Origin of the sequence: Pseudomonas sp. T8, from assembly GCF_024610635.1 — a bacterium.
Classification (GTDB): domain Bacteria; phylum Pseudomonadota; class Gammaproteobacteria; order Pseudomonadales; family Pseudomonadaceae; genus Aquipseudomonas; species Aquipseudomonas chlororaphis_I.
The window spans coordinates 25,581-38,153 of sequence record NZ_CP102374.1 but is presented as its reverse complement, the minus strand read 5'-3'; the positions used below and the strand labels follow the sequence as shown (position 1 = coordinate 38,153).

3 protein-coding genes are annotated in these 12,573 nt (G+C 63.3%); 2 read left to right on the top strand and 1 reads right to left on the bottom strand.

The features are described 5' to 3' along the window. Positions 1 to 25: 25 nt before the first annotated feature. A complete protein-coding gene (locus NRG23_RS00130; RefSeq protein WP_257373448.1) occupies positions 26 to 4,618 on the top strand; it encodes a DUF5801 repeats-in-toxin domain-containing protein in 4,593 nt (1,530 codons plus the stop codon). Positions 4,619 to 4,973: 355 nt separating this feature from the next. Beyond that, a complete protein-coding gene (locus tag NRG23_RS00125; RefSeq protein ID WP_257373447.1) occupies positions 4,974 to 11,471 on the top strand; it encodes a DUF5801 repeats-in-toxin domain-containing protein in 6,498 nt (2,165 codons plus the stop codon). A gap of 257 nt (positions 11,472 to 11,728) precedes the next feature. On the opposite strand, the gene NRG23_RS00120 is transcribed toward NRG23_RS00125, so the two are convergent. Further along, entirely contained in the window at positions 11,729 to 12,445 is a 717-nt protein-coding gene (locus tag NRG23_RS00120) for a response regulator transcription factor (protein ID WP_029526533.1), read from the bottom strand. Positions 12,446 to 12,573: the final 128 nt, after the last annotated feature.

Below are 12,573 nucleotides of genomic sequence, written 5' to 3'. Positions count from 1 at the left end.
GACTGGAACTGCCTAGGAGAATGTCATGACCACCCTGCAAGAAAACCTATCCCTCACGAGCGACCCGCTCGTGGTAGCGACCGGCGTCAATGTTGCCCTGGACGAAACCAGCGGGTTGCAGAACGCCACGGCCACGCCAGCCCCTGCGGGGGACGCCGACGACAATGACATTCTGCTGGCCGCCCTGCCCTCGGCCTTCGCCACCCGCTTGACCGCCCTTGGCGCGGGTACCGCAACGGATGCCGCCTTGAGTGGCTACACCGGTGCCGTGGGTGACACCGGCAGCAATGCCTTCACCCTCAACCCGACGCCCGGCGCGGACATTACCGATATCAAGTTCACCGACAGCCTGGGCGCGCCGCTCAATGGCCTGGACAGCGGCCTGGATACCCTCGATGGCACCAGCATCCTGCTCTATACCGATACGGACAATAACAACATCGTCCTGGGCCGGGCCGGTGGCCCTGACGGCGCCATCGTGTTCGCCGGCTACATCGAGGAAACCGGGTCGCCGGTCTCGGGCGGCAAGCTCTGGACCGTGGAATACCAACCGCTCAAGCACCCGGACGCGAGCAACCCGGACGATGCCCTCAACCTGCTGAACAAGGTGTTCGTCGGTGCCAGCCAGGACCTGAAGTTCAGCCTGGCCAATGCGCCTTCCGGGCAGAACCTGTTCCTGATGTTCACCACAGCCAACCCGACGGTGGTCGATGACGGGGGTGTCCTGCGGATCAGCGATCCGACGATCATCGCCACCGGCAAGGACCCCGCCGACGAGTCGACGGGCGTCAACATCAACACCGGTGACACCATCAACACCAGCCAGGCAGGCGGCCCGACCACCTTCGGCACCAACAACCAGATGATCGTGGAACAGGAAGGCATTCGTTTTACCTTCGTCACCGGCGCCCGGCAGGACGTGACCATTCCCAATCTGGATCAGAACGAAGCGGATGTCGAAGCCAACATCGACTACACCGCGGTCTTTAATGCGAAGACCGCCAATTTCGATGTGGTGCAGTTGCAAAGCGGCAAGAGTGCGGTGGTAAAAATCAGTGCCTTCAGCACCGCGGTTGAAAGCGGCACGGACTTCGTCAACGGCTATGCGAACGATACGTCGGTGGCCATCACCAGTGTTCTGGTCATCGACAACAGCACCGGGCAAGTGATCGAGAACTCGAACGGCTCGGTGAATGATCCGAGCATTGCCATCAGCTTTGCCAGCGGGGTGGCCACCGTCACTGGCGTCAAGGCCGGCTACAAGATCGAATACACCACCACCGCGGACCACAACCGCGTACTGATCGAGAACGGCGCCGCCCTGGACGCCAAGGGCAATGACCACGCCGACTTCGACATCGGTGGCTTCGTCCTGCGCCAGGCCGCCACCACGACCGCCGAAATCGGCTCGCAGATGATCTTCGAGGACGATGGGCCGGCCGCAGCCGGAACCGCCGTGGCTGGAACCGTCGATGAAGACGGCCTGGCCAATGGCGTTGCCGGCGGTGTCGGCGATGTGGCCGGCGAGGCCACCGTGGCCAGCGGCAGCGTCACCGGGATCTTCCAGTCCGGCGTCGATGTACCGCTGAGCTTTAGCTTGTCGAGCGACACCAGCGGCCTGCCAGCCCTGAGTTCGGGCGGGGTGGCGCTGGTGTACAGCGTGGTAGGCGACACCCTGACCGCCAAGGCCGGTGCAGTCGATGTGTTCACCTTCAGCCTCAGCGCCGCGGGGGCCTATAGCTTCACCCTGCTCAAGCCGCTGGATCACGCGGCCGGTAATGACGAGAACGACATCACCATCAACCTGGGCAGCCTGCTGCAAGCCACGGATAAGGACGGGGACACGGTCACCGCCGCCGCCGAGAAACTGGTGATCACCGTCGATGACGATACGCCAACCGCGACCGGCACCGCCGTGACCGGCACCGTCGATGAAGACGGATTGGCCAATGGTATTGCCGGCGGTGTCGGTGATGTAGCGGGTGAAGCCACCGTGGCCAGCGGCAGCGTCACCGGGATCTTCCAGTCCGGTGCCGACGTGCCATTGACCTATGCCTTGTCCAGTGACACCAGTGGCTTGCCGGCATTGAGTTCGGGTGGAGTGGCGCTGGTCTACAGCGTCCTGGGCGACACCCTCACCGCCAAGGCCGGTGCAGTCGATGTGTTCACCTTCAGCCTCAGCGCCGCGGGTGCCTATAGCTTCACCCTGCTGCAGCCGCTGGACCATCCAGCCGGCAATGACGAGAACGACATCACCATCAACCTGGGTAGCCTGCTGCAAGCCACGGACAAGGACGGCGACACGGTAACGGCCGCGCCCGAGAAGCTGGTGATCACCGTCGATGACGATACGCCAACGGCAACCGGAGCCGCCGAGGCCGGCACCGTCGATGAAGACGGCCTGGCCAATGGCATTGCCGGTGGTATCGGCGATGTGACTGGCGAAGCAACGACGGCCAGCGGCAGCGTGACGGGGATCTTCCAGTCCGGTGCCGATGGACTGCTGAGTTTTTCCTTGTCGAGCGATACCAGCGGCCTGCCGGCCTTGAGTTCCGGTGGCGTGGCGCTGGTCTATAGCGTGCTGGGGGATACCCTCACCGCCAAGGCGGGCGCAGTCGATGTGTTCACCTTCAGCCTCAGTGCCGCCGGGGCCTACAACTTCACCCTGCTCCAGCCTCTGGATCATCCAGCCGGCAACGATGAAAACGACATCACCCTCAACCTCGGCACCTTGCTGCAAGTCACGGACAAGGATGGCGACACGGTAACGGCCGCCGCCGAGAAGCTGGTGATCACCGTCGATGACGACACGCCAACCGCCAATGGCACTGCGGTGACTGGCACCGTCGATGAGGACGGCCTGGCCAATGGCATTGCCGGCGGTGTCGGCGATGTGGCCGGTGAGGCGACTGTCGCCAGCGGCAGCGTGGCCGGTATCTTCCAGTCCGGGGCCGACGTGCCGCTGAGCTTTAGCTTGTCGAGTAACACCAGCGGCCTGCCAGCCCTGAGTTCCGGCGGGGTGGCACTGGCCTACAGCGTCCTGGGCAACACCCTGACCGCCAAGGCGGGCGCAACCGACGTGTTCACCCTGAGCCTCACGGTAGCGGGTGCCTACACCTTCACCCTGCTCAAGCCGCTGGATCACGCAGCCGGTAACGACGAGAACGACATCACGATCAACCTCGGCACGCTGCTGCAAGCCACCGACAAGGACGGCGACACGGTGACCGCCGCGGCCGACAAGCTGGTGATCACCGTCGATGACGACACCCCGACCCTGGCCTTCGGCAACCTGATCGGCACCGGCACCCAGCTGGCGCAACAAGGCTACTGGAACCTGGGGGCCGGCGCCGACGGGCTGAATGCAGCCGGCCTGGACATTTCGCTGGTGAACAACCAGTTCACCCTGGTCCGGCCGGATGACACCACCACCATCGGCACCGGCACGCTGGTCGAGCAGTCGCCATCACCCGATGGCAATGGCGCCTACCAGTTCGCGGGCACCTTGACCGGTGATTTCGACAACAACGCGGCCACCGCCGATACCACCGTCCACTACACCCTGAGTGCCTACGCCAACGGCACCTATGCCCTGGACCTGGAGGAAGGCTTCCGTTCGGTCATCGTCCTCAGCAGTGCCGATGGCTCGCTGGATGCCGGTGGCCCGGACCCTGTGCGCACGCTGACGATAGGCACCGAAGAGGTGGTGTTCTTTGGTGCCAATCCGCTGGCACCGCAAACCGGCGATAACAGCATCCTGACCGGCATCGGGCTCGGGGCGCCCGACCCTACCGAAGCCCAGTTGCAGACCAACCCCCTGCCGTCGTTCATCGGCACGGCGGCGTTGAACGTCAGCACGTCCGGTATCGGCATCGCCAACAATAACCTGGAGGGCAACACCACCGCCGGCATCAATGCCGGTGACGAGAGCTTCGTGGTCAACCCCGAGACGCTGTTGACGGCCATGAAGGTCTATATCGACAACTCGGTGCAGGGCTACAACCCGGCCACGGAAGAGCTGTACTACACGATCTACTTCGACAACGGCACGACCTCGGGCGCGCCCATCAAGGTGCAGGCCGCCGACCTGCATGCGGAAGCGGGAGGCCAGACATCCTTTACCCTGGAGTGGGACGACATCCACAAGATCGATGCGGTCCAGCTCACCATGGGCAAGGGTACGATCAAGATCCCGGTGATCGAGTTCATTCAGGAGACCGAGAGCCTGGCCAGCGATATCAAGCTGGCGTTCAACGCGACGGTGACGGACAAGGATGGCGACACCGCGACCAGCGCGTTCGACGCCAACCTGTTCGCCAACGACCCGGCCGATGCCCTCTTCGACTTCAGGCTGGTGGGCACCACGGGTGAGCGGGATGCCTTCAACATCGACCTGTCGGTGGCCGAGAACCAGTACCAGGTCACAGGCTTCGATGCCGGCGCAGGCCAGCGCGATGCGGTGGTGCTTATTGGTGACCCGGGCGCCACTGTGCAGTCGATCAACAACGCCGGCGCCGACAGTATCGTGACGGTGGCCGAGACCGGCGGACAATTGACGACCATCACCCTGGTCGGGGTCGACCTGCTCAATACCGATATTGTGCTGGGCAGCGTCTGAAACCTGGCGCGTCAAACCCAAGCGAGGGTGGCCTGGAAACCACCCTCGCTTTTTTTGGGCTCCCCTATCTACAGCTCCGACATGAGAGCCGCGCCGAACACTCAAGCCGCCCGTCGAACGGCTCTACGACAGGCCTGTCGCCGCCCATCGCAGGCTAACCCAAAGCCCCCCCGGGGGCCTTTGCGCGATCGCTGCCTTACCGCCTCCCGCGTCCCCTGCCGCATGGGCTGAAACTCCCATCCGGCCTGGGAGTATCGGCCAATGCGCAATCTGCGACGCATCTTCATAGTTGTCGTATCTGCCAACAGAGGGCCCAGGTGCGGCTTCGACGACTGGAATTGCCCGGGAGAACGTCATGACTATTTCTAAAAAAAACCCATCCCCCACGAACGACCTGACCGCTGACACCAGCACCGCTCTCTACCCCGTTTTCTCCAGCGACAACACGCTGGCCGTCAGCACTGCCCAGGTGAACAGCGCTTCGTCCATCCTGGTGAACGGTGCGAGCGTGACCCTGGACGAAACCACCGGGTTGCAGAACGCCACTGCGACGCCAAGCCCCGCCGGAGACGCTGACGACAATGACATCCTGCTGGCGGCCCTGCCCTCGGCCTTCGCTACGCGGTTGACGGCCCTTGGGGCCGGAACCGCAACGGACGCCGCCTTGAGTGGCTACACCGGTACCGTGGGCGACACGGGCAGCAATGCCTTCACCCTGACGCCCGGCACGAACGTCAGCGATATCAAGTTCACCGACAGCCTCGGCGCACCGCTCAATGGCCTGGACAGCGGGCTGGATACCCTCGATGGCACCAGCATCCTTCTCTATACGGATACGGACAACAACATCCTGCTGGGCCGGGCCGGTGGCCCTGCCGGTGCGATTGTGTTCGCGGCCTATATCGAAGAGACCGGATCGCCGGTATCCGGCGGCAAGCTCTGGACCGTGGAATACCAACCGCTCAAGCACCCGGATGCCAGCAACCCGGACGATGCCCTCAACCTGCTGAACAAGGTGTTTGTCAGCACCGTCCAGGACGCGGGATTCAGCCTGGCCAATGCACCCTCCGGGCAGAACCTGTTCCTGATGTTCACGGCGGCGAACCCGACGGTGATCAACGACGGTGGCGTCTTGCGGATCACCAATCCGACGCTGATCGCCACCGGTAAGGACCCGGCGGACCAGTCGAGCGGCGCGAACATCAACACTGGCGATACGATCAATACCAGCCAGGGCGGTGGCCCGACCACCCTGGGCACCAACAACCAGATGATTGTGGAACAGGAAGGTATTCGTATTTCGTTCGTCACCGGCGCCCGGCAGAACGTGACCGTGCCCAACCTGGACCAGAACGAAGCGGATGTGGAATCCAATATCGACTTCACCGCGGTCTTTAATACCAAGACAGCCAGTTTCGATGTCGTACAGCTGCAAGGCGGCAAGACGGCGATGGTGAAAGTCAGCGCATACAGCACTGCGGCCGAACCTGGCGTGAATTTCATCAATGGCTATGCGAACGATGCGTCAGTGGCCATCACCCATATTCGCGTGATCAACAAAAGCACCGGGCTGGTGATCGAGAACTCCGACGGTTCGGTGAATGATCCGAGCATTGCCATCAGCTTTTCCGGCGGCGTGGCAACCATCACCGGCGTCAAGGCCGGCTACCAGATTGAATACACCACCACCGCGGATCACAACCGCGTGCTGGTCGAGAACGGGGCAGCCACCGATGCCAGGGGCGATGACCACGCCGATTTCGATATCGGTGGTTTCACCCTGCGCCAAGCCTCTACCAGCACCGCCGAAATCGGCTCGCAGATGATCTTCGAGGACGATGGGCCGGCAGCGGCCGGTACCCCTGCGGCTGGCACCGTCGATGAGGACGGCCTGGCCAATGGCATTGCCGGCGGGGTCGGCGACGTGCCTGGCGAAGCCACCACGGCCAGCGGCAGCGTGACCGGGATCTTCCAGTCCGGCGTCGATGTGCCGCTGAGCTTTAGCTTGTCGAGCGATACCAGCGGCCTGCCAGCCCTGAGTTCGGGTGGAGTGGCACTGGTCTATAGCGTCGCTGGCGACACCCTGACTGCCAAAGCCGGTGCAATCGATGTATTCACCTTCAGCCTCAGCGCGGCGGGCGCCTATAGCTTTACCCTGCTGCAGCCTCTGGATCATCCAGCCGGTAACGATGAAAACGACATCACCCTCAACCTGGGTAGCCTGCTGCAAGCCACGGATAAGGACGGTGACACGGTGACGGCCGCCGCCGAGAAACTGGTGATCACCATCGATGACGATACGCCAACGGCGGCCGGAGCCGCCGAGGCCGGTACTGTCGATGAAGATGGCCTGGCCAATGGCATTGCCGGCGGTGTCGGCGACGTAGCGGGCGAAGCCACGACGGCCAGCGGCAGCGTCACGGCGATCTTCCAGTCCGGCGCCGATGTACCGCTGACTTACTCCCTGTCGAGCGACACCAGCGGCTTGCCAGCGCTGAGCTCGGGCGGCGTGGCGCTGGTCTACAGCGTTGCCGGCGACACCCTGACCGCCAAGGCCGGCGCGGTCGATGTGTTTACCTTCAGCCTCAGCGCCGCGGGCGCCTATAGCTTTACCCTGCTGCAACCGCTGGACCATCCAGCGGGCGACGATGAAAACGACATCACCCTTAACCTGGGCGCGATGCTGCAAGCCACCGACAAGGATGGCGACACAGTAACCGCCGCGGCCGAGAAGCTGGTGATTACCGTCGATGACGACACGCCAACGGCGGCCGGAGCCGCCGAGGCCGGTACTGTCGATGAAGACGGATTGGCCAATGGCATTGCCGGCGGTGTCGGCGACGTAGCGGGCGAAGCCATCACGGCCAGCGGTAGCGTTACCGGTATCTTCCAGTCCGGTGCCGATGTACCACTGAGCTATAGCTTGTCGAGTGATACCAGCGGCCTGCCAGCCCTGAGTTCGGGTGGAGTGGCGCTGATCTATAGCGTCGCGGGTGACACCCTGACTGCCAAGGCGGGCGCCGTCGATGTGTTCACCTTCAGCCTCAGTGCCGCCGGTGCCTACAGCTTCACCCTGCTGCAGCCGCTGGATCACCCGGCCGGTAACGATGAAAACGACATCACCATCAATCTGGGCACGATACTCCAGGCCACGGATAACGATGGCGACACGGTAACGGCTGCCGCCGAGAAGCTGGTGATTACCGTCGATGACGATACGCCAACCGCCAATGGAAATGCCGAGGCCGGTACTGTCGATGAAGATGGCCTGGCCAATGGTATTGCCGGCGGTGTCGGCGACGTAGCGGGCGAAGCCACGACGGCCAGCGGCAGCGTCACGGCGATCTTCCAGTCCGGCGCCGATGTACCGCTGACTTACTCCCTGTCGAGCGACACCAGCGGCTTGCCAGCGCTGAGCTCGGGCGGCGTGGCGCTGGTCTACAGCGTTGCCGGCGACACCCTGACCGCCAAGGCTGGTGCAGTCGATGTATTCACCTTCAGCCTTAGCGCCGCGGGTGCCTACAGCTTCAGCCTGCTGCAGCCGCTGGATCATCCAGCGGGCAATGATGAAAACGACATCACCCTTAACCTCGGCACGCTGCTGCAAGCTACCGACAAGGACGGTGACACGGTAACGGCTGCCGCCGAGAAGCTGGTGATTACCGTCGATGACGATACGCCAACCGCCAATGGAAATGCCGAGGCCGGTACTGTCGATGAAGATGGCCTGGCCAATGGTATTGCCGGCGGTGTCGGCGACGTAGCGGGCGAAGCCACGACGGCCAGCGGCAGCGTCACGGCGATCTTCCAGTCCGGCGCCGATGTACCGCTGACTTACTCCCTGTCGAGCGACACCAGCGGCTTGCCAGCGCTGAGCTCGGGCGGCGTGGCGCTGGTCTACAGCGTTGCCGGCGACACCCTGACCGCCAAGGCTGGTGCAGTCGATGTATTCACCTTCAGCCTTAGCGCCGCGGGTGCCTACAGCTTCAGCCTGCTGCAGCCGCTGGATCATCCAGCGGGCAATGATGAAAACGACATCACCCTTAACCTCGGCACGCTGCTGCAAGCTACCGACAAGGACGGTGACACGGTGACGGCCGCCGCCGAGAAACTGGTGATTACCATCGATGACGACACACCAACCGCAGCCGGAGCCGCCGAGGCTGGTACCGTCGACGAAGACGGCTTGGCCAATGGTATTGCCGGTGGTGTGGGCGACGTAGCGGGCGAAGCAACGACTGCCAGCGGTAGCGTTACCGGTATCTTCCAGTCCGGGGCCGACGTGCCACTGACCTATAGCTTGTCGAGTGACACCAGTGGCTTGCCGGCATTGAGTTCGGGCGGCGTGGCGCTGGTGTATAGCGTGGTAGGCGACACCCTGACCGCCAAGGCGGGCGCCGTCGATGTCTTCACCTTCAGCCTTAGCGCCGCGGGTGCCTACAGCTTCAGCCTGCTGCAGCCGCTGGATCATCCAGCCGGCAATGATGAAAACGACATCACCCTTAACCTCGGCACGCTGCTGCAAGCTACCGACAAGGACGGTGACACGGTGACGGCCGCCGCCGAGAAACTGGTGATTACCGTCGATGACGATACGCCAACGGCGGCCGGGGCCGCCGAGGCCGGAACCGTCGATGAAGATGGCCTGGCCAATGGCATCGCCGGTGGTGTTGGCGACGTGCCTGGCGAAGCAACGACGGCCAGCGGTAGCGTCACCGGCATCTTCCAGTCCGGTGCCGATGTACCGCTGACTTACTCCTTGTCGAGCGATACCAGCGGCCTGCCAGCCCTGAGTTCGGGTGGAGTCGCGCTGGTCTATAGCGTCGCTGGCGATACCCTGACCGCCAAAGCCGGTGCCGTCGATGTATTCACCTTCAGCCTCAGTGCCGCCGGTGCCTACAGCTTCACCTTGCTGCAGCCACTGGATCATCCAGCCGGCAATGACGAGAACGACATCACCCTCAACCTGGGTACCTTGCTGCAAGCCACCGATAAGGACGGTGACACAGTGACGGCCGCCGCCGAGAAACTGGTGATTACCGTCGATGACGACACCCCAACCGCCAATGGAGCCGCCGTGACCGGCACCGTCGATGAAGACGGCCTGGCCAATGGCATCGCCGGTGGTATCGGCGACGTGGCCGGTGAAGCCACCGTCGCCAGCGGCAGTGTGACCGGTATCTTCCAGTCCGGGGCCGACGTACCGCTGAGCTACTCCTTGTCGAGTAACACCAGCGGCTTGCCAGCCCTGAGCTCCGGTGGCGTGGCACTGACCTACAGCGTCCTGGGCAACACTCTGACCGCCAAGGCCGGCGCGACTGACGTGTTCACCCTGAGCCTGACGGTAGCGGGTGCCTACACCTTCACCCTGCTCCAGCCACTGGATCACGCGACGGGCAACGATGAGAACGACCTCGTCCTCAACCTGGGCACCCTGCTGCAGGCTACCGACAAGGATGGCGACACCGTGACCGCCGCGGCCGACAAACTGGTGATCACCGTCGATGACGACACGCCAACCCTGGCCTTCGGCAACCTGATCGGCACGGGGACCGACCAGGCGCAACAAGGCTACTGGAACCTGGGGACTGGCGCCGACGGGCTGAATGCAGCCGGCCTGGATATCTCGCTGGTGAACGGCCAGTTCACCCTGGTCCGGCCGGACGATACGACCACCACCGGCACCGGTACGCTGGTCGAGCAGTCGCCGTCACCGGACGCCAATGGCGCGTATCAGTTCGCGGGCACCTTGACCGGTGACTTCGACAACAACGCGGCCACGGCGGATACCACCGTGCACTACACGCTGAGCGCCTATGCCAACGGCACCTATGCCCTGGACCTGGAGGAAGGCTTCCGTTCGGTCATTGTCCTCAGCAGTGCCGATGGCGCGCTGGATGCCGGTGGCCCGGACCCCGTGCGCACGCTGACGATCGGCACCGAGGACATCGTGTTCTTCGGCGCCAACCCGCTGGCTCCCGCTAGCGGCGCGAACAGCATCCAGACCGGCATCGGGGTCGGGGCCCCCGACCCTACCGAAGCGCAACTGCAGACCAACCCGCTGCCATCGTTCATCGGCTCGGCAGCCTTGAACGTCAGTACGGCGGGTATCGGCATCGCCAACAACCTGCTCCAGGGCGACAACCTGGCGGCGATCGGCGCGGCCGATGAAAGCTTCGTGGTCAACCCGGAAAGCCTGCTGACGAGCATGAAGGTGTTTATCGACAACTCCGTGGGCGGCTACAACACGGCCACCGAGGACCTGTACTACAGGGTCTTCTACGAAGATGGCACCTTCTCCAACCTGATCGAGGTCAACACCCTGACGCCAGAGGCCGGTGGGCAGGTGTCCTTCACCGTCGAGCAATCGGCCACATCGCTGATCGATGCGGTCCAGCTGACGATGGCCCGGGGCGAGATCAAGATCCCGACGATCCTGTTCACCCATGAGACCGAGAGCCTGGCCAGCGACGTCAAGCTGGCGTTCAACGCGACGGTGACGGACAAGGATGGCGACACCGCGACCAGCGCGTTCGACGCCAACCTGTTCGCCAACGACCCGGCCGACGCCCTCTTCGACTTCAGGCTGGTGGGCACCACGGGTGAGCGTGATGCGTTCAACATCGACCTGTCGGTGGCCGAGAACCAGTACCAGGTCAGCGGCTTCGATGCCGGCGCAGGCCAGCGCGATGCGGTGGTGCTCATTGGTGATGCGGGCGCGGTCGTGCAGTCGATCAACAACGCCGGCGCCGACAGCATCGTCACGGTGGCCGAGACCGGTGGGCAGATAACGACCATTACCCTGGTCGGGGTCGATCTGCTCAATACCGATATCGTAATGGGCAGCGTCTGAAACCTCGCGCATGCGAATAAAAGCGAGGGTGGCCTGGAAACCACCCTCGCTTTTTTTGCCGCTACCGCCCGGAATTCCCCTACTCTCATCCTCATCCGCGACAAACGCCCAGGCAGCGCAAAGAACGCGGCGGCATGCCAGCGCATTCACGGGGCAGGAAACAATGAGCACGGCATCGCCCTCGGCCTGGGCCCCCAGGTCGACGACGACAAGGACAGCGACAAGGACAGCCACCGGGCTGCCTTGTCTTGATCAACTCATTCCAGTTCCACCCACGTCGAGTCAGGCGGCTCTTCGTCATCGGTGAGCCCGTGCTTGAGCGCATACATCAGCAAGTCGATGCGGTTGATCAGGTTGAGCTTCTGATAGATGTTGCTGAGGTGGTTATGCACGGTGTGTTCACTGATGCCCAGGTGCTCGGCGATGCTCATGTACTTGGCGGACGGGTCGCCGACGATGGCGCGAATCAGCTCCCTCTCGCGCAGCGTCAGCCGCGCCTGTTTCGCCTGCTCCAGGTTGCATCGCATGGGTATATGCCGGGTCGCGGCATAGCCGGAAAGCCCACCGGACCAGGCTCTGTCCAGTCCGACGTCGTAATGGTGGACCTTGATGATGGCCCGGACGATCGATTCCGTCGGGTCTTCCGCCAGCACGATGCCACGCGCGCCCGCCTCGATCGCCTGGGCAACCGGGACGGATTCGTACAGGCCCTTGAGCACCAGCAGCTTGATATCCGGGCGGCGGGTCAGCCCTGCGACCACCTCCAGGGGGTTCAACGCATCCGGAAAGAAACTGAAAAAAATCACATTGGGACGCAGCTGATCGGCAAGGTCCAGCGCATTGGTGTAGGTGGTGGCCTGGCCACTCACCTCCATCCGGGGCTTCCTCGCATTGATCAAATCATGAAGACCCATGAGCACGAGGGGGCGGCAATCGATCAGCATCACGCGTATCGTTTTTTTTTGGTCTGGCATGATCTTTCTGCCTCCCCTTGAAAAACGATGACCTTCATACGCGTTGGCCTTCCTTGATCGGCCACTCGCTCTTGAAGGACGGATGCGAGCGCCGACAGGCTCTGGAAGTGCCCACCCGGGTCTTGGCG